Raw genomic sequence first — 19,019 nt, forward strand, 5'->3', positions numbered from 1 at the left:
GCAGCGCGGCCGGTCGCGGCCGCCGGTTCCAATCCATTCCTGACGTGGCCGGTCGGCCCGGAGAGCAGATGGCAGAAACGCTTGAACCCGATCCTTCCGTCATTGGCGGCGTGCCCGAGGCCCCCTTCGTCTTCCTTCCCGATCCCGTCGCGGTCTTCCAGTCCCGCGCGCGGCGCTTCGGCTTTCTGGCCAAGGACAGCCGCCTTGGGCCCTATCTGGCGTTCCTGGGCGATCTGTCGGCCCTTCAGGCCCGGCTCGCGGTGACCCTGCCTTCCCCGGCCCCGCTGCCCTCCGGCAGGGGCGGCGGGATGCCGGTGATCGACCGCCCGCTTCTGCTGGACGATCCCGCCCTGCACGATACCCTTGCCGCGCTGTGCAACGGGGCCGCCGGGCTGGACATGCCCGACCCCGCCCGCCTTGCGCTGGAGGCGGTCTCGCAGGCGGGGGCGGAGGACCGGCGCTGGCTTCTGGGCAACATCCTGTCCGACACGATCCCCGACGACAGCGCCGCCGCGCATCTTTTCGCCGCCGCCGCGGTGCAGGTCCACCTGGCGCGCCTGGCCGCGCGGCTTGACCCCGGGGCGCTTGCGCCGGTCGGGACCGGCACCTGCCCCGCCTGCGGCGGGCTTCCGGTCAGTTCCACCGTGATGGCGACGCCGGGGATCGAGAATGTCCGCTATGCCACCTGCTCTGGCTGCGCGACGCAGTGGAACGAGGTGCGGGTCAAGTGCCTGTGCTGCGGCTCGACCAAGGGGATCGGCTACCGCTCGGCCGAGACGCACGAGGCCTCGGTCAAGGCCGAGACCTGCGCCGAATGCCGGTCCTGGCTGAAGATCTTCCATCGCACGAAGAACCACAGCCTTGATCCGGTGGCCGATGATGTCGGCAGCCTTGGCCTTGACCTGATGATGCGGGATACGGGCCTGCGGCGCGGCGGCTTCCACCCGTTCCTCGCGGGTTACTGATGCCGGACTTCCGCGCCCTGCCCTCGGCTGACCAGTTCCTGCTGTCCGACTGCGGCGCGGGGCTGGTTGCGCTGCATGGCCGTGCGCAGGTGCTGGCGGCGCTGCGCGCGCGGCTTGACACGGCGCGGCAGGCGATCCGCGCGGGCGGCGACGGTGCCAAGCTGGCCGGGGCGCTGGCCGGAGAGGTGGCGGCCGACCTGGCGCGCGCGGCCCGGCCGGGCCTGCGGCCGGTGCTGAACCTGACGGGCACGGTGCTGCACACCAACCTTGGCCGCGCCCTGCTGGCGGAGGAGGCGATCCGCGCCGCGGCCATGGCAATGGCCCAGCCGATGGCGCTGGAGTTCGACCTGGACGGCGGCGGGCGCGGCCAGCGCGACGACCATCTGCGCGGCCTCTTGTGCGACTTGACCGGGGCCGAGGATGCGACGGTGGTCAACAACAACGCCGCCGCCGTGCTGATCGCGCTGAACACCCTGGCCGAGGGACGCGAGGCCATCGTCTCGCGCGGGGAGCTGATCGAGATCGGCGGCGCCTTCCGGATGCCCGACATCATGACCCGCGCCGGGACGCGGCTGGTCGAGGTCGGCACCACCAACCGCACCCACCCGTCCGATTATGAAACCGCGCTCACCGACCGGACCGGGCTGATCCTGAAGGTCCATTGCTCGAACTACCGGATCGAGGGCTTTACCGCCGAGGTTCCCGCTCCGCGTCTGGCCGCGATCGCCAGGACGGCGAGAGTGCCGCTCCTGAACGATCTCGGCTCGGGCTCGCTGGTAGATCTGTCGGCCTACGGCCTGCGGCGCGAGCCGACGGTGGCCGAGGCGGTGGCCGAGGGGGCGGATCTGGTGACCTTCTCGGGCGACAAGCTCTTGGGCGGGCCGCAGGCGGGGTTCATCGTCGGCCGGCGCGATCTGGTCGCGGCGATCAACCGCAACCCGATGAAGCGCGCGCTCCGGCTGGACAAGATCCGCATCGCCGCGCTGGAGGCGACGCTGCGCCTTTACCGCGACCCGGACCGGCTGGCGGAACGGCTGCCCACCCTGCGCCTGCTGGCACGGCCCCTGGCCGAGATCGCCGCCCAGGCGGCCCGGCTGGCCCCGCCGGTCGCTGCCGCGCTGGCGCCGCAGGGCTTTGCCGCCGCGCCCTGTGCCTGCGACAGCCAGATCGGCTCGGGCGCGCTGCCGGTCGACACGATCCCCAGCGCGGGCCTGCGGCTGACCGGCCCCGGCGGCGATGCGCCCGACCGTCTGGCGGCATGGCTGCGCGCGCTGCCGTTGCCGGTGATCGGGCGCATCCACGATGGCGCGCTGATCCTGGACCTGCGCTGCCTGGAGCGGGACGAGGCGTTGCTTGGGGCGCTCGCCGGGACATGATCATCGGCACGGCGGGTCATATCGACCACGGCAAGACGGCCCTTGTAAAGGCGCTGACCGGGATCGAGGCCGACCGGCTGGCCGAGGAAAAGGCAAGGGGCATCACCATCGAGCTGGGCTTCGCCTATGCCGATCTTGGCGGCGGCGCGGTGACGGGTTTCGTCGACGTGCCGGGGCACGAGCGGCTGATCCATACCATGCTGGCCGGAGCCGGGGGGATCGACTTTGCCCTTCTCGTGGTAGCCGCCGATGACGGGATCATGCCGCAGACCCGCGAGCATCTGGCGATCCTGAGCCTTCTGAACCTGACGCGCGGCATCGTCGCGCTGACCAAGGCCGACCTTGCCGGACCAGAGCGGCGGGCCGAGGTCACGGCGCAGATCCGCGCGGCGCTGGCCGGCACTCCGCTTGCGGGCGCAGGCGTCCTGCCCGTCTCCTCGCTGACCGGCGAGGGGATCGCCGATCTGCGCGCGGCCCTTGCCGCTGCGGAGGCCGAGACCGCCCGGCGCAGTGCGCAAGGGCCGTTCCGGCTGGCCGTCGACCGCTGCTTCACCCTTTCGGGGGCGGGCACCATCGTCACCGGCACGGTGATCTCCGGGCGGGTGGCGCTGGAGGATGCGGTCATCATCAGCCCATCCGGCCTGAATGCGCGGGTGCGCGGGATCCATGCGCAGAACCACCGGGCGAGGGAAGGCCTTGCCGGACAACGCTGCGCCCTGAACCTGGCGGGGGACGGGGTGACCAAGGCGGCGATCCATCGCGGCGACATGATCCTTGCGCCCATGCTGCACGCGCCGACCGACCGGATCGATGCCGAGCTTTCGGTCCTGCCCAGCGAGCCCCGCCCCATCGGCACCTGGTTTCCGGCGCGGCTGCACAGCCATGCCGCCGATGTCGCGGCCCGCATCGTGCCGCTGCGGGGCGAGATTGCTCCGGGTGAAAGCGGGCTCGTGCAACTGGTGCTGGACCGCCCGATTGCCGCCGCCGTCGGCGACCGCTTCGTCCTGCGCGACACCTCGGCCAGCCGCTCGATCGGGGGCGGTATCTTCCTCGACCTGCGGGCCCCGGCGCGCAAGCGGTCGACGCCGGAGCGGCTGGCCGTCCTGGCCGCCGCGCGCGACCGCGACCCGGCCTCGGCGCTGGCGGGGATGCTGGCGGTCGCCCCGGTGGACCTGCCCGGCTTCCTGCGCGACCGGGCGCTGCCCCTGGCGCCTGCGGCGATCCGGGAGGCGGCGGGGGCCGAGATCGTCGGCCGCCTTGCCCTGTCGGCCGCGCAGATGCAGGGCCTCCGCCGCGCGCTGACCGATACGCTTGCCGCCTTCCATGCCGGGAACCCCGACCTTCCCGGCATCGGGCGCGAGAAGCTGCGCCTTGCCCTCAGCCCCCGCCTGCCGAAGGACGAGTTCCTGGCCTTCCTGCGCGATCAGGCGCAGGCGGGCCGGGTGGCGCTGGAGGGGGCCTTCCTTCGCCTGCCGGGGCACGAGGTGCAGCTCTCGCCCGAGGATGAGGCGCTGTTCGCACGGATCCTGCCGCAGCTTCTGGGCCAGGGCCGCTTCCGCCCGCCGCGGGTCCGCGATTTCGCGCAAGATTTCGCCGTGGACGAACGCGAGGTGCGCCGGGTGCTGAAACTGGCGCAACGGCTGGGCCGGGTCGACCAGATCGCGCAGGACCATTTCTTCGCGCGCGCGGTCACTGCCGAGATGGTGGCGATCCTGCGCGATGTCGCGGCGCAGTCGGAAGATGGCTGGTTCACCGCCCCCGCCTTCCGCGACCGGGTGCAGAACGGCCGCAAGGTCGCCATCGAGATCCTGGATTTCCTCGACCGCCATGGCCTTACCTTGCGCCGTGGCGACCTGCGGCGCATAAATCCTCATCGCGCCGATCTTTTCGGCGAATGAGGGAAGGGAATCGTCCCCGGTGGGGCGGCCGGTCTTCAAAATCGGTTGGGGCAGCGAGCCTGTCCCGGGTGGGTTCGACTCCCACTCCCCTCCGCCACCGGCCCTGGATAGGGGCGCATGCATCAGGGAGAAGGTCGATGGAGGACGAAGGACGCATACTCGCCGCGCTCGACGGCCTGGCCGCCGGGTTCAACGCGCATGATATCGACAGGATCATGAGTTATTTCGCGGACGATTGCAGTCTGGACCTGCCGCGCGGCCCCGATCCGCACGGAAGACGATACCACGGCCGCGATGCGGTGCGGCGGGGATTGATGACGCGGTTCGAGACGACGCCGGACGTCCACTACAGCGAGGTCGAGAATTTCGCCACCGGCAATACCGGCATGTCCCGGTGGCTTCTGACAGGCACGACGCCGGCGGGCGAGAAGATCCGCGTGCGCGGCTGCGACTTCTATACCTTCGGGAACGGCAAGGTGATCCGGAAGGATTCATACTGGAAGATCGTGGCCTGACGGACAGGCGCGGCCGGGGCTCAGAGAAGCCATTCGATCGGCAACAGGCCCAGAATCCGCAGCAGCATCCGCGAGGCGGGGTTGGTGCCCGGTTCGATCCGGTGGCGGGTCACGGTTCCGTCGGCGCCGGTCTCCTCCCATCCGACGACGCGCCGGCCGTCACAGACCGGGGCATAGCTGGCCGGTGCGAAGCGGTCGACGAAGGCACCCGCCAGCGCCCCCGCAATGCCGGGGCTGTCGATCAGGAGACCCATCTCCGTGTTCAGCAGCAGGGACCGGGGGTCGAAGTTGAACGAGCCGATGAAGATCCTCTCCTCGTCGATGGCCAATGTCTTGGAATGCAGGCTGGCGCGCGATCCGGTCAGCCGGCGCGGCGCGGGGTCATCCTCGATCGCGAAATCGGGGCGCAGTTCGTAAAGCCCCACCCCCGCCCGCAAGAGGCGCGGCCGGTAGCGCACATAGGCGCTGTGGACGACAAGGACATCGGTCGCCGCCTGCGAATTGGTCAGGATGCGGACGCGGACGCCCTCTTTCGCCAGCCGCTCCAGCCGCTTCGAGAACCGCCGGCCGGGGATGAAATAGGCCGAGACCAGATCGACCGACCGCGCAGGCCGGGCCAGGAGCGCCATCAGCTGCGGAAACAGGTGATCCTTCTGGGCCGCCCGGCCCAATCCCTTGGCCGGATCGTCGCTGACCAGCGCCATCCCCGTCCATTCGAACGCCAGCTCCCCCGCCGCGATCCGGTTGATGAGGTCTGATCCCTGCAGATGCTCGACATGCAGCCGCGCTCCGGCCGTGGCCGCTGCCAGCCCGGCATCGACCGCCAGCCGCTCAAGACCGCCGGCAGAGGGCGCGGCGACGAGACTTGCGATCGGATGGGACGAGCCGCTGTGCCAATAGCGGTCGAAATCGGCCCCGATCTCGGCGGCGATCTGGCCGGCCACCAGCACGTCCGCGTCGACGAACTGCACCCCGTTGGCAAAGCCGAAGTAGATGTCGCCGATGTTGCGCCCGCCCAGGATGCTGACCGCGCCATCGGCGGTCAGCGACTTGTTGTGCATCCTGCGGTTCAGCCGCACGAAGTCGAAGGCAAAGCCGAGCGCCTTGATCCTGCGAAGGATGAAGGGATTGAACAGCCGGACCTCGACCTGGGGCAGCGCGTCAAGGGCGGCCAGTTCGCCGTCCAGTCCGACGATACCGTTGTCGTCCAGCAAGAGCCGGATGCGGACCCCGCGCCCGGCCGCGCGGCGCAACTCGTCCAGAAGGATCAGCCCGGTCGCGTCCCGGCTCCAGATGTAATATTGCACGTCCAGCGAGACCTCTGCCGTCCGGATCAGTGCGATCCGCGCGGCAAAGGCGCTGGGCCCGTCCAGAAGCGGGATCACGCCGCTGTCAAAGTCCTGCCGCGCCGCTTCCTCGAGGGCGAGGCGGCCGAGCAGCGTCTCGGTCGAGGCCAGGATCGCCCGGGACAGGCTGCGACCCGCCAGCGGCGGCGGCCGGTAGACGAGATGCGCCGCAGCCAGAACCGCTGCGATCCCCGCCAGCACCAGCGCCATCTGCCCCAGAAGATGCAGCACTCTGCCCTCAATGCGCCTGTGGTTTCGGGGGGTCTGCCATCGCGGCGGTCGGGCGATCCTCCAGCGCGGCCGCGGGAGGCAGGCCGGTCGCGGCCAGGATCGCCTGTTCGTCCAGCGTCTCTCGTTCCATCAGCGCGGCGACAAGCTGGTCAAGCTCGCGCCGGTGGTCCTGCAGCAGGCGGCGCGCCTCGTCGTGGCAGGCGCTGATGATGCCAAGGATTTCCCTGTCGATCAGGCGGGCGGTTTCCTCGCTATAGGGCTTCGCTCCTCCGAATCCCGCATTCCCGACCCAGGCGTTCTGGCGCGGCGCAAGCTCGACCATGCCAAGCGCATCGCTCATGCCCCAGCGGGTGACCATCTGGCGGGCCAGCGCGGTGGCCTGTTCGATGTCGCTTTCCGCGCCCGTGGTGCGGGTGCCGTAGACCAGTTCCTCGGCGGCGCGGCCGCCAAGGATGCCGATGATCCGGGCGCGCAGATAGGCCTCGGGATAGTTGTAGCGGTCGGTCGGCGGGCGCTGGTAGGTAACCCCCAGGGCCTGCCCGCGCGGCACGATGCTGACCCGGTGGACCGGATCGGCCCCCGGCACGACCAGCCCCAGGATTGCATGCCCACCCTCGTGATAGGCCACCCGCTCGCGGTCGGCATGGGTCAGGATGATCGGGCGCTCTGGCCCCAGCACGATCTTTTCCAGCGCGTCGAGGAAATCCTTGTGGTGAACCTGGTCCTGCTGCCGCCGCGCCGCCAGCAGGGCGGCCTCGTTCACCAGGTTCTTGATATCCGCCCCCGAAACGCCGGGCGTGGTCTGCGCCAGATCGTCGAGGTCGACGTCATCGGCCAGGGGCACGTTGCGGGTATGGACCCGGAAGATCGCGATGCGCCCGGTCTTGTCGGGCAGGTTCACCACCACGCGCCGGTCGAACCGGCCCGCGCGCAACAGCGCCTTGTCCAGCACGTCGGGCTGGTTGGTCGCGGCCAGCACGATGATGCCCTCGCGGCTGGAGAAGCCGTCCATCTCGGTCAGGATCTGGTTCAGCGTCTGCTCCTGCTCGCTGGCGCCGCCCAGCACCGACTGGCCCCGGGCGCGGCCGATCGAGTCGATCTCGTCGATGAAGATGATCGCGGGGGCATTCTTGCGCGCCTCGGTGAAGAGATCGCGCACCCGCGCCGCGCCGACGCCCACGATCATCTCGACGAATTCCGCCCCGCTCATCGAGAAGAACGGCACCTCGGCCTCTCCCGCCACGGCGCGGGCCAGCAGCGTCTTGCCGGTGCCCGGCGCGCCGACCAGCAGCACACCCTTGGGGGCCGTGCCGCCCAGCCGCGTGTATTTCTCGGGGTTCTTCAGGAAATCCACGATCTCGACCAGCTCGTTCTCGGCCTCGTCGATCCCGGCAACATCGTCGAAGGTGACCTTCGTTTCCGTCTCCTTGTCGAAACGCCTGGCGCGGCTCTTGCCCATGCCGGCCATACCGCCGAACAGCCCCCCGCCCTGCTTCGCGGCCCGGCGGAAGAGCCAGACGTAAAGCCCGATGATCAGGAGCGCCGGGCCGAAGGAAAACAGCAGCGACAGGATCGGGTTGGCCTCGGTCTGGATCGGCGTTGCCCGGATATCGACCTTGCGGGCGATCAGCTCGGTCTCCAGCCCCGGATCGACGAAGACCGGCAGGATGGTGGTGAAGGTCCCGACCTCGCGCGGTGCTTCCGGAGGCCGGCCCTCGACGGCGGGCGGCGTCCAGGCGACGGCGGCGCGGAACTTGCCCTCGATCGCCTCGCCCCGTGTATGGATCGCCTCGACATTGTCCTTGGCCAGCTCGGCCCGGAAAAGGGTGTAGGAGACGGGGACGGGCGCATCCTCGTCGGGGTAGAACGAGGTGAACAGGAAATAGTTGATCCCGAGCAGCAAAAAGAAGATCGGCCAGGTCCGCCCGGGCGGAACCGGAGGTCCGGTGTCGCTGCCACCGCTTTTTCCGGTTGTGCCGGTCTTCCTGCGTGTTGCCGGCATCCTTGCCCCCTCTGGCTTCCCATGAGCGGCCCGATGTTAGCGCGGCGATGCTTCCGCGCCAGTCCCGTTCGCGCGCGAGAGCTGACGCCTGATCGACGCCAGCGCCGTTTGCGGCCGTTTGGGGCGTTCCCGTTCCGAGCGGGAGCTTGCTCGGCCAATCCTGCCGGGCTGAAAGCGTGGCGGCGGCTTCGCGGCGTGCGCCAACGACTCATGGAATGGCGTCATGATCTCCGCTATGCCCGTCACCGATCGCAGCACGATGCACGGGGACGCCGTTCACGCCGCCGAACCTCCACCCGGCCCTGGCCGGGAGAGCGCAGAGGCGGTTCGCAGCCCGACTACCGGACAGGAGCCGACAGCATGACCATCCAACCCGAGCCCCGGCTGACCTCGCTTGCCCATGGCGGCGGTTGCGGCTGCAAGATCGCCCCGGCGGTATTGCAGGACATCCTGAGGGGCACGACCGCGATGCCGGTGCCGCCGGAGCTTCTGGTCGGCATCGAAACCTCGGACGATGCCGCTGTCTGGCAGATCAACGCGCATCAGGCGGTGGTGGCGACGACCGATTTCTTCATGCCGGTGGTGGATGACCCGCGCGAGTTCGGGCGCATTGCCGCAACGAATGCGATTTCCGATGTCTATGCCATGGGCGCGACGCCGATCTTTGCGCTGGCCCTGGTGGGGATGCCGGTGAATGTCCTGTCACCGCAAACCATCGGCCGGATCCTGGATGGCGGGGCCGAGGCATGCCGGGCCGCCGGCATCGTCATTGCGGGCGGCCATACCATCGACTCGGTCGAGCCGTTCTATGGCCTGGTGGCGATCGGCCTGGTCGATCCGGCGCATATCCGCCGGAACCGCGATGCCCGGCCGGGCGACGTGCTGGTGCTGGGCAAGCCGCTGGGGGTCGGGGTCTATTCCTCGGCGCTGAAGAAGGGGGTGCTGGACGCGGCCGGCCATGAGGCCATGATCGGCAGCACCACCCGGCTGAACACACCCGGCCCCGATCTGGCCCGGATCGAGGGGGTTCACGCGATGACCGACGTTACCGGCTTCGGCCTTGCCGGGCACGCGCTGGAAATGGCGCATGGCTCGGGCTGTGCGGTGCATATCGACTGGCCTGCGGTGCCGCTCTTGCCCGGTGTGCGCGATCTGGCGGCGGCGGGGCATATCACCGGGGCTTCGGGGCGGAACTGGGCCAGCTATGGCGACGACGTCAGGCTGGAAGGGCTGGGCGAGCTTGACCGCGCCCTGCTCGGCGACCCGCAAACCAGCGGCGGACTGCTGGTCGCCTGCGCGGAAGACAGCCTGGACCGGGTCATGGCCGTCTTCCGACGCCACGGTTTCGAGAATGCGAGCCGGATCGGGAGGGTCGGCACTGGTCGGGGCGTGATCGTCACCGGGTAGGGGCAGGATCGCGATCCGGGAGGACCCGGTCAGCGCGGCAGGCTGGCGAGCAGTCGTTGCGTATAAGGATGCGACGGGGCGTCCAGGATCTGGCGGGTTGCGCCGGCCTCGACGATGCGGCCGCGTTCCAGCACCAGAAGCTGCGGACACAGCGCCGCCACGACGGCCAGGTCGTGCGAGACAAGGACCAGCGTCGTCTCCCGGGACAGCCCGGCCAGAAGGTCGATGATGCGGACGCGGGTCGAGAGGTCGAGCGCGCTGACCGGCTCATCGGCAAGCAGGACGCGGGGGCGGGCGATCAAGGCCCGGGCGATGGCGATACGCTGGCGCTGCCCGCCCGAGAAATCCTTCGGCCGCCGCTCGGCGCTGTCGGGCGGAAGGCCGACCGCAGCCAGCACGCGGGAGACCTCGGCCGCCGGGTCGCCGGGCAGGGACAGGGCCTGCAAGGGTTCGGTCAGGATGCGGCGGACCGACATGCGCGGGTCGAGCGCGGTATAGGGATCCTGGAACACGGGCTGGACCAGCCGCCGATGCGCCCGCAGGGCCGCGCGGGACCGGATGTCCAGCGGCTGGTCGTCCGAGAGCACCCGGCCGCCCTGCGGTGCGGCAAGCCCGAGCAGGAGGCGCAGGACCGTGGTCTTGCCGGATCCGCTTTCCCCGACGATCCCCAGATGCCCGCCCGGCGCGACCGAGAGCGACACGCCGCTCAGCACCGGCTGGCCGGGGCGATAGGCGAAATCCACATTCTCCAGCGCGAGCAGGCTCATTCCCTGGGCCCCAATGCTGCGTCCAGCCGGCGCGCCGCGGCGATCAGGCCCTGCGTATAGGGCTGGGCCGGGGCGTGGAACACCTGCGCCGTCGGCCCTTCCTCGACCACGCGCCCGCGCGCCATCACCGTCACCCGGTCGGCGATGCCCGCCACCACCGGCAGGTCATGGCTGATGAACAGGAGCGCCAGCCCCTCGTCGCGGACCAGCCGGTCCAGCAGGGCCATCACCTCGGCCTGGGTCGAGACGTCCAGCGCGGTCGTCGGTTCGTCGGCGATGAGGAGGCGCGGCCCGCAGGCCAGCGCCATGGCAATGGCGACGCGCTGGCGCTGGCCGCCCGAGACCTGATGCGGCCAGGCGTTCAGGATGCGCGCCGGCTCGGCGATCGCCACCCGCTCCAGCGCGGCGACCTGTGCGATCCGCAGGTCCTGCCGCGACATCGACCGGCCCTCGCGCGCCGCGCGGCGGCGCAGCGGCACGGCAAGCTGGTCGCCCAGCCGCATCAGCGGGTCCAGCGCCATGCGCGGGTCCTGGAACACCATCGCCGCCACCGCGCCGCGCAGCGGGACAAGTGCGCGGTCCGGCTGGCCGATCACCGGCCTGCCGTCCAGCAGCACGCGGCCCGAGGCGGTCAGCCCCGGCGGCAGCAGGCCCAGCACCGCCAGCGCGGTCAGCGACTTGCCCGAGCCGCTTTCGCCGACAAGACCCAGCCGCTCGCCAGGGGCGAGGTTCAGGTCGACATCCTCGACCAGCACACGGCCCTTGGCCCGGATGCTCAACCCCTGGACCTGCAGCAGGGTCATTCGCGAACCTCCGCGCTGTCGTCGAGAAGGTCGCGCAACCCGTCGGCGACGAAGTTGATCGCCAGCACCAGCAGCACCAGCGCCCCCCCCGGCACCAGGACACCCAGCGGCGCGGTGTAGACCGTCGCCTGCGCCTGTTGCAGCAACTGCCCCCACGAGGCATTGGGCGGCGGCGCGCCAAGGCCGAGGTAGGAGAGCGAGGCCTCGGCGATCACGGCAAGCCCGAATTGCAGCGCGAGGGCGACAAGCAGAGTCGGGGCGATGTTCGGCAGGACATGGGTCAGGACGATCCGCAGCCAGCCCGCCCCGCAGCAACGCGCGGCGGTGACATAGTCCTGCGCCAGCACCCGCTTCGATACGACCCGCACCAGCCGGGCGATGATCGCCGACATGGCCAGGCCGATGGCCAGGATCGCGGTGCCAAGGCTGGCCGTCTCGCTGGCGGCCACCACCAGCATGGCAAGCAGCAGCGTGGGAAAGGCGATCAGGATGTCCAGCGCGGCGGCCAGCGCATCGTCCAGCCCGCGCTGCGCAAATCCCGCCAAGACGCCCGCGACCGTGCCGATCAGCCCGCCCACCAGCGTCGCGCCCAGGCCCACCATCAGGGCGATGCGCGCGCCGATCATCACCTGGCTCAGGCTGTCGCGGCCCAGCCGGTCGGTTCCGGCCCAATGCGCCCAGGACGGCCCCGCCAGACGGCCGCCGGACATGTCCTCGACCGGCCAGGGCGTCCAGACAAGCGTCGTCAGCGCCACCGCGAGCGCGAGGCCCAGAAGCGCAAGACCAAGACGGAAGGTCAGCCGCCTCATGCCGCGTCGCCTTCTTCGGCGCCACGCAGGCGCGGGTCGATCAGGCGTTGCAGGATGTCGGCCAGAAAGCCGATCAGCAACACCAGCAGGGTCGAGACCAGAAGCACGCCCTGGACCGAGGGATAATCGCGCTGCTGGATCCCCAGAAGCAGCATCGACCCCAGGCCTGGCAGGGCGAAGACGCGTTCGACCACCACGGCCCCGAGCAGGGTCGAGGCCAGTTCGATCCCCAGGATCGAGATCACCGGAGCGGCGCCGTTCCGCAGCCCGTGGCGGACCAGCGCCTGGGAGAAGCTGGAACCCATGGCGCGCGCATTGCGCAGGTAGTCGGCCCCCAGCACATCCAGCGTGGCCGAGCGGACATAGCGCAGGAGCGAGGCCCCCATCACCAGCGCGATGGTCACGACCGGCAGCACCAGCCCGCGCGTCGCCGCCGCGGGGTCGGCCCAGCCTTTCGCCGGAAACCCGCTGGCCGGCAGCAGGCGCCACTCGACCGCGACGATCCAGACCAGAAGGATGCCGATCCAGAACACCGGCACCGCGAGACCCAGTTGCGACAGGCCGGACAGGGCGGCTCCGGTCCAGCGGTTGGCCTTGACGGCGGCCAGGATGCCCAGCGGCACCGCCAGCGCCAGGGCCAGAAGGAAGGCCGCCAGGGTCAGCGGCACCGTCACCGCCAGCCGCTTGGCGATCTCGGGCAGGACCGGAGAGCCGCTGACGAAGGATTTCCCCAGGTCGAACCGCGCGAGATCGCCCAGGAAGCGGAGGAGTTGCTGGCCGATCGGCAGGTCGCTGCCGACCTGCTCGCGCGCGGCGGCGATCTGCGCCTCGTCCGCCCCGACCGACAGCAGCGCCGCCGCCGGATCGCCGGGCAGAAGCCGCAGCAGCACGAACAGCACCAGCCCCGCCACCACCAGCGACAGGGCCAGCACCAGCGTGCGGCGGAGGAGATAACGCAGCATCACCGGCCTTTCGCGGCTCAGGAGGCCTTCTGGATGCCGCGCAGGAAGAACTGCGCGTTCAGCCCGTTGACCGGGTAGCCCGTGACCTTGACGGTCGAGACCACGATCTGCGGATAGAGGAAGAACCAGTTCGACGCGGCATCCTCGGCGATGATCTTGTTGGCCTCGGTCAGCTTCTCGGTCTGCTGGGCCTCGGTGTCGCTCGCCTCGGCCTCTTCGATCAGCCTGGTCACCTCGGGGTTGTTGTAGCCCCAGTAGAAGTCGGGGTTGCCGTAGAAGACGATGTCGCGGTGGTTGACGTGTTCCTGCAGCGTCGCCTGGAAATCGTGCTTCTGGTAGATCTTCTCGTACCACTCGTTCGGCGTGATGATGTTGATGTTCACCGTGACGCCGATCTTGGCCAGCTCCGCCTTCACGAATTCCGCCGTGATCGGATGCGGGTCGTAGTTCGGCGTGTCCAGCGTGAAGGTGAAGCCATCGGCAAGGCCCGCCTCGGCCAAGAGCGCCTTGGCGCTTTCGGGGTCGTAGGGATCGACCCCGGTCAGGTCCACATACCAGGGATCGGTCGGCGGCACGAAGGAGCCGATCAGCGTCCCCCGCTCACCCCAGATCGCCTCGAGCAGCTTCTTGTCGTCGACCGCCCGCGCCAGCGCCTTGCGCACCTTGACGTTGTCGAAGGGCGCCACGCGGTCGTTCCAGGCCAGGAGCTGCTTGGTGGTCGATTTCCCCTCGGCGATGGTGAAGGCCGAGGTGTCCGCAAACATGCTCAGCGCGTCCGGGCTTTGCACCGAGGTGATGATGTCCACCGCATCGGTCAGAAGCGCATTGTTCAGCGCGGCCGCTTCGGAGAAATAGCTGAAGACCGCACCGCCGTTCGCGGGCTTCTCGCCCCAGTAGCCGTCGAATGTGGTCAGCGACAGCGCGGTGCCGCGCGCCCAGTCCTCCAGCCTGTAGGGGCCGGTGCCGTCCTCTTTCGCGGTGATGTCGCCGGCGGCGTCGTTCACCACCCAGACATAGGACAGGTTGTAGGGCAGCGAGATCGACTTCGAGGTCAGCGTGACGACCACCGTCTTGTCATCCGGCGTCTCGATCCCGGCGATGTTCGCAAGGCTGCGCTTGCGCGAGCTTTTCGAGGCCTCGGCCACGACGCGCTCGATCGAATACTTCACATCCGCCGCGGTCAGCGGGTCGCCGGAGTGGAAGGTCACCCCGTCCTTGAGGCTGAAGGTATGGGTCAGTCCATCCTCGCTGACCTCATGGCTGGCCGCGAGTACGGGTTCCACCGTGCCGGCGTCGGTCAGGCGGAATAGGGCCTCATAGACGTTGTCATTGAAGGCCTCGTTGATGCCCTGACCGGCGCCCGCGGTATTGTCGAGGTTCTGCGGCTCGTACAGCGACCCGATCCGCAGGACGGCGGCGGGATCGGTCTCGGCCAGAAGGGCGGAAGGGGCGACGCTCAGCGTCAGGGCCAGAAGGCCAGTGCCGAAAAGGGTGCGCATTGCCGCCGGGGCAAGTGTCTCATGGGACATGGGAGAACTCCTGTGATCTCTTCCTGAGGACTGTCGGGATGCGCTGGGGGCGTCGGTCCTACAGCTTTCAATGGATCGCTTAATGGCGCGATCGTCAATTCCATTCCAGCAGCGGGAAATAGGCAAGTCTTGTTGCCCTTGCCGCCGTCAAGGCGAAATACCCGCCGCGCGCGGCCCCCGGGATGGACATACGGCCTGCCTGCGCACGGCCTTTCGCAATCGGCCAGCGGGCATGGAAACCTGCGACAGGGTCGATGCTTCGGGCGCGAGCGTCCCTGTGGCGGAAGCTGGCGGGCTTGACGCGCCACAGCGAATTCCCGGCAGGCAGCCAGGAATCCTCGGGGAAGCCATCGCGACCTGCGGCCCGTTGTCGATGGCTGGCTAGGCCCTCGCTGTCCCTGTCGGGACCTTGGTGCGAAGCGTCAAGCCTGCCCGGCTTCCTTCTTCAGAAGGCCTTGCAACAGCGCCAGACGATCCTCGCCGAAGTTGCCCGCGCCTGGGGTGAGACGCCTGATGGCTCGGACGAAGAACTGGCGAAAGTCCTCGCGCTCCTCGCACCAGGCGAGCAGCTTCACGCCCTGCGGCGGATGCACCAGCACCAGCGGCAGGACGGTCCGCGCAGTCTCGTTCCCTGACAGGTCTGTGTAGCTGAACGACACCGGCTGGCAGGCCCGGATGGCTCCGTGCAGCGTTGCAAGGTCAGCGGCGGCCGCCTTGGGCACATCCTGGGGCCAGTATTGCGCCGGGCGCACGTCGAGCATCTGGTAGAGGCGAGCCAGGAGCGCCCCCTCGGGGTCGGTCCGGGACAGACGCTCGATGGCCGCATTCGCGGCGGCGGCAGTGACGGGGTCGCCGCGGTAGCCTGCAAGCGCCAGGCCGCGCAATGCCGCATCGCGCAGGTCGGGGTCGAGGACTGGCGCCGGGTTCGGCAAGGTGCTGGCCGCAGCGCCGTTCCCGAAGCCGATCGTGGCGGCGCACCGGCAAGCCGGGTACCGAGCGCGCGGCGCGTCAGGGTCATGGGCTGGGTGCGACCGGGTCGCATGGCGATTTCTCCTTGAGACAGAATGGGCAGTGTTGGTCGCATGGCGCGGCATTCCAGTCCAGCAATTCGAAGCCCCGCGTGTCATTCCCCATCGGCATGTTTCACCTTTGCCATGCCTGCCTAGGGTGTCCTCCCTGATCCGGTCACTCACTCGCACCGCAACATACTGACTTCGCTAAATTTTTTTCGCCCGGAAGACCTGCCCCTGATCATCGAAGAATTGCGCCCGGAGGCATCCCTTGCGGGCAGAGATGCCGCGCTCATCGGATCAGGAACGCGCTGGCCCGTGTCTCCCTCGGCCAGCATGCCGTTGGAGCGCGTCGAAATGCTGCAATGGCAAGGCAGGTCGATTGCGCAGGCTGTGCGGCAGACTGGCGTGACGGTGCAGGCCCGCTAGCGATGGCGCAAAGGACAGGACCGCATGAGCCGGGATCGGTTCAAACGGCCGCACTGCAGGCGGGACGTCTCATGACGCGGACATTCCGACGACATGCCCTCTCCGCGACAGGCTTCCGCGATAACAGCAGCCGCTTCGATCAGGCCGAAATGTCCACCTCGACATCGAGGAAAGGCGCATATTGCTGCGCGCCGAAGATGTCCCCGTCACCTGCACTGCCGGAAGGGCGTTCGCGCAGGATGGTGAACTTGATGGCACAGGCCGGGTCGTATTCCACGAAATCCGTCAGCCGCGCCGGATCGAGCCTCAGGATCCCGCAGACGCGGACGGGGCTAAGCGCGCCCGACCGCTTGACCATCTCGTAGGTCTCGCGTTCGCGGAAGATAATGTCGAAGGTGATCTTGTCGGTGCCGGCGTTCTTGGACCGGATGGTCTTGGCCAGGTCGGACAGTTTCTTGCGGGTGTTCATGGCGAGGCCTCAGCCGACGATTTCGGTATGGGTGGGGAACAGCTCCAGCGGATCGCCGACCGACATCGTGTGGTTCAGCGTCCACCGATAGGCGGGGCTGGCCTGCAACACCTCGTCCAGCACGAAGGACACGCCGCCGGCGGTGCCCTTCACCTCCGGCAGGCGGGCGTAGAACATCTGCCTCGTGCCGGTCATGCAAACCTCTTCCGCCATCTCGCGGGTCGGCGCCACGCCCTGCACCACGACGCAAAGCTCGTGCCCCGGCCTGTCCTTCAGCGGCTCCATCGCGCCCATCACGCCGTTGCGGCCGAAGACGGAGTAGTGCAGTTCCCACCCGTCCGGGCCGAAGCGGTCCACCGTCTGCTGCCGCGCCCAGTCGATCACCGCATCGACATTGGCGATGGTATAGGGATCGCGGATGCCGGCCATGCCGACAAAGCGTTCGCCCACCTTGCCCGAACCTTCCAGCTTCACGCGGAAATCCGTGGCCGGGACGAATTCCATTCCCGTCACCCGGGTCGTCCGCTCGTCGACCTGTTCGTAGTGGCAATGCGTCATGTCCAGCATCCCGCCCGCCACGAATTCGTGGAACGGGTTCGAGCGTTCATACATCGCATGGCCGGCGACCGAGGCGACGGTGCAGCTCTGCCAGGGTGCCATGGCGGTGACCTCGACCGCCTCGGGCGTGATCTTGCCCACCACGGTTTCCTTGGCGCCATAGGGTTCGGCGCAGAAGGAGGCGCATTCCAGCACCTTGCCGAGGTAGTAGCTCTGCGCTTCGGGAAAGCCCTTGTGGAGCGCGCAGGCCGCGAAGATGGCGCTGTCCGAGGAACGCCCGCCGATGATGACATCGCAGCCCGCTTCCAGCAGTTTGACGAAAGGATGCACCCCCGCCATTGCCACCACGCGCGCGGTGGCGTCGAGTTCGGCCTCGGTCAGGTCGTCGCGCGCATCCAGGCCGCGGATGGCCGAACCGCTGCGGATCTTCGCACGGATCAGCTCGCGGTCGACCTCGGAATAGAACCAGCCCAACTTGAACGGGGCGAGGTTGTGGCGGGCGGCGATGTCGCGGATGATCTGCAGATAGATGTCGACCCGGCTGTCGGTGCCGGTATCTCCCGCCGAGCCGATCAGCATCGGCACGCCCAGCCGGCGCGCGGCCAGCAGCATCTCTTCCAGATCATGCTCCTGCCAGGCACGGGGGCTGGCGCAGCTGTCGTTGCCCAGCGGGACGGGGCCGATATCGTCGCTGCCGGAATCGGCGGCGATGAAATCCGGGCGGGTCTCGACCGCAAGACGGAAGCTCTCGGTCTTGAGCGGCGCAAAGCCAAGATGCCCGTTCGGGCAGGCGATCCTGATGGACGGCATGTCTTCCTCTCGCGTGATGCGTGGCGCAATCCCATATGCACAAAGCGTGCCTTGCCGGGGCGGGCCTTGGTGGCGGTGGCGGCGGGACAGGTCCGGCGGCCTTGCGCGCGCTCCACGCCGCTGTGTGCGGTTCACACAGGAGCCGCCATGGCGCCTGGTCAGGACTTGAGGAGGCCGAGCTTCGCCATCTGATGCCGCAGCGCGTGGCGCGAGAGCCCAAGCGCCTTCGCCGCCTCTTGTGGATTGGCCCCGGCCTGCGCCAGCGCCTGGCCGATCAGGGCGCGCTGGAACGCCTCGGTCGCGGTGTGGTAGTCGCCGGCGGGAGCGGGTGCCTCGGGCCGTTTGCCGGCGTTGCGCAGGATGCGGTCGGGCAGATGGCGCGGCAGGATCTCGTCCTCGTCCTCAAGGATGAAGATCCGTTCCAGCAGGTTCTCCAGTTCGCGCACGTTGCCGGGCCAGGGATAGCGCAGGAAGATGTCCTCGACCTCGGGTGCAAGGCCCCGCAGGCTGCGGCCATAGGCCCGGTTGAACCGCGCGATGAAATGCCGGGCCAGCGTCAGCACGTCGTCGCCCCGGTCGCGCAGCGCGGGCAGGTTCAGCGCCACCACCTGCAGGCGATAGTAGAGATCCTCGCGGAAGCGGCCCGAGGCGACCTCGGACAACAGCACCTTGTTGGTGGCGGCGATGAAGCGCACATCCACCTTGACCGGCTTGACTGCGCCGACGCGGCGGAACTGCTGGGTGTCGAGCAGCGACAGGAGCTTGGCCTGAAGCGTCAGGTCCATCTCGCGGATCTCGTCCAGGAAGACGCTGCCGTGATTGGCCGCCTCGACCAGCCCCAGCTTGCGGTCTACGGCGCCGGTGAAGGCGCCCTTCTCATGGCCGAACAGCTCCGATTCCAGCAGGTTTGCCGGAAGCGCCGCGCAGTTGATGTCGACGAAATCCCGCGCGGCACGGCTGGAGACCTGATGGATCATCCGCGCGACCAGCCCTTTGCCGGTGCCGGTCTCGCCGTAGATCAGCACTGTCCGTGTGGGGCTGCGGCCGACCTTCTCGATCAGCCGGCGCAGGCCCTCGATCGCCGAAGAGGTGCCGACCAGTTGGTTGCCGTAATCTGCCATGCCGCCCTTCGA

Annotated in this window: 16 protein-coding genes and 1 tRNA gene; 6 read left to right on the forward strand and 11 right to left on the reverse strand. The window is 69.1% G+C overall.

What is annotated here, in order from left to right; all coding sequences use genetic code 11:
• The first annotated feature begins 68 nt into the window (after nt 1-68).
• From fdhE to ACE3UA_RS06030, 5 genes are all read left to right on the forward strand, one after another.
• Entirely contained in the window at nt 69-965 is an 897-nt protein-coding gene (gene fdhE, locus ACE3UA_RS06010; protein ID WP_374643517.1) for a formate dehydrogenase accessory protein FdhE, read from the forward strand.
• Entirely contained in the window at nt 965-2,341 is a 1,377-nt protein-coding gene (gene selA / locus ACE3UA_RS06015; protein WP_374643518.1) for an L-seryl-tRNA(Sec) selenium transferase, read from the forward strand. The genes fdhE and selA overlap by 1 nt, the downstream gene beginning before the upstream one ends.
• Nucleotides 2,338-4,239 (forward strand): selenocysteine-specific translation elongation factor, encoded by a 1,902-nt coding sequence (gene selB / locus ACE3UA_RS06020; protein WP_374643519.1) that lies wholly within the window; start codon nt 2,338-2,340, stop codon nt 4,237-4,239. Before selA ends, selB begins: the two co-directional genes overlap by 4 nt.
• Before the next feature lies 1 nt (nt 4,240).
• Nucleotides 4,241-4,336: transfer RNA gene (locus ACE3UA_RS06025), tRNA-Sec, on the forward strand.
• Nucleotides 4,337-4,376: 40 nt separating this feature from the next.
• Nucleotides 4,377-4,754, forward strand: a complete 378-nt coding sequence (locus ACE3UA_RS06030; RefSeq protein WP_374643520.1) for a nuclear transport factor 2 family protein — start codon at nt 4,377-4,379, stop codon at nt 4,752-4,754.
• 20 nt (nt 4,755-4,774) lie between these two features.
• On the opposite strand, the gene ACE3UA_RS06035 is transcribed toward ACE3UA_RS06030, so the two are convergent.
• Both ACE3UA_RS06035 and ftsH read right to left on the reverse strand, forming a co-directional pair.
• Nucleotides 4,775-6,331 carry a phospholipase D family protein gene (locus tag ACE3UA_RS06035; protein WP_374643521.1) on the reverse strand — a complete coding sequence of 519 codons (1,557 nt, stop codon included), beginning with the start codon at nt 6,329-6,331 and terminating at the stop codon, nt 4,775-4,777.
• 7 nt (nt 6,332-6,338) lie between these two features.
• A complete protein-coding gene (gene ftsH, locus ACE3UA_RS06040) occupies nt 6,339-8,234 on the reverse strand; it encodes an ATP-dependent zinc metalloprotease FtsH (protein ID WP_374643522.1) in 1,896 nt (631 codons plus the stop codon).
• 459 nt (nt 8,235-8,693) lie between these two features.
• Here ftsH and selD point away from each other — a divergent pair, with 459 nt between their 5' ends.
• Nucleotides 8,694-9,740, forward strand: a complete 1,047-nt coding sequence (selD, locus tag ACE3UA_RS06045; RefSeq protein WP_374643523.1) for a selenide, water dikinase SelD — start codon at nt 8,694-8,696, stop codon at nt 9,738-9,740.
• 29 nt (nt 9,741-9,769) lie between these two features.
• Here selD and ACE3UA_RS06050 read toward each other — a convergent pair whose 3' ends face one another.
• The 9 genes from ACE3UA_RS06050 to ACE3UA_RS06090 form a co-directional block, all read right to left on the reverse strand.
• Complete coding sequence (locus ACE3UA_RS06050; protein ID WP_374643524.1) at nt 9,770-10,507, reverse strand: ABC transporter ATP-binding protein; 738 nt, start codon at nt 10,505-10,507, stop codon at nt 9,770-9,772.
• Nucleotides 10,504-11,310 (reverse strand): ABC transporter ATP-binding protein, encoded by an 807-nt coding sequence (locus ACE3UA_RS06055; protein ID WP_374643525.1) that lies wholly within the window; start codon nt 11,308-11,310, stop codon nt 10,504-10,506. Before ACE3UA_RS06055 ends, ACE3UA_RS06050 begins: the two co-directional genes overlap by 4 nt.
• Complete coding sequence (locus ACE3UA_RS06060; RefSeq protein WP_374643526.1) at nt 11,307-12,119, reverse strand: ABC transporter permease; 813 nt, start codon at nt 12,117-12,119, stop codon at nt 11,307-11,309. The genes ACE3UA_RS06055 and ACE3UA_RS06060 overlap by 4 nt, the downstream gene beginning before the upstream one ends.
• Nucleotides 12,116-13,081, reverse strand: a complete 966-nt coding sequence (locus tag ACE3UA_RS06065) for an ABC transporter permease (RefSeq protein WP_374643527.1) — start codon at nt 13,079-13,081, stop codon at nt 12,116-12,118. The genes ACE3UA_RS06060 and ACE3UA_RS06065 overlap by 4 nt, the downstream gene beginning before the upstream one ends.
• A gap of 17 nt (nt 13,082-13,098) precedes the next feature.
• The gene (locus ACE3UA_RS06070) at nt 13,099-14,610 is read right to left on the reverse strand and encodes an ABC transporter substrate-binding protein (protein ID WP_374643528.1); all 1,512 of its coding nucleotides are present in this window, start codon (nt 14,608-14,610) and stop codon (nt 13,099-13,101) included.
• A gap of 422 nt (nt 14,611-15,032) precedes the next feature.
• Nucleotides 15,033-15,542 (reverse strand): helix-turn-helix transcriptional regulator, encoded by a 510-nt coding sequence (locus ACE3UA_RS06075; protein ID WP_374643529.1) that lies wholly within the window; start codon nt 15,540-15,542, stop codon nt 15,033-15,035.
• A gap of 646 nt (nt 15,543-16,188) precedes the next feature.
• On the reverse strand, nt 16,189-16,518 hold the full coding sequence (locus ACE3UA_RS06080; RefSeq protein ID WP_374643530.1) for a DUF4387 domain-containing protein: 330 nt from the start codon (nt 16,516-16,518) through the stop codon (nt 16,189-16,191).
• Nucleotides 16,519-16,527: 9 nt separating this feature from the next.
• A complete protein-coding gene (locus ACE3UA_RS06085; protein WP_374643531.1) occupies nt 16,528-17,886 on the reverse strand; it encodes an acyclic terpene utilization AtuA family protein in 1,359 nt (452 codons plus the stop codon).
• Between the two features lie 158 nt (nt 17,887-18,044).
• The gene (locus tag ACE3UA_RS06090; protein ID WP_374643532.1) at nt 18,045-19,007 is read right to left on the reverse strand and encodes a sigma-54 interaction domain-containing protein; all 963 of its coding nucleotides are present in this window, start codon (nt 19,005-19,007) and stop codon (nt 18,045-18,047) included.
• Nucleotides 19,008-19,019: the final 12 nt, after the last annotated feature.

The organism is Tabrizicola sp. (assembly GCF_041919135.1).
Taxonomy (GTDB): Bacteria; Pseudomonadota; Alphaproteobacteria; order Rhodobacterales; family Rhodobacteraceae; genus Tabrizicola.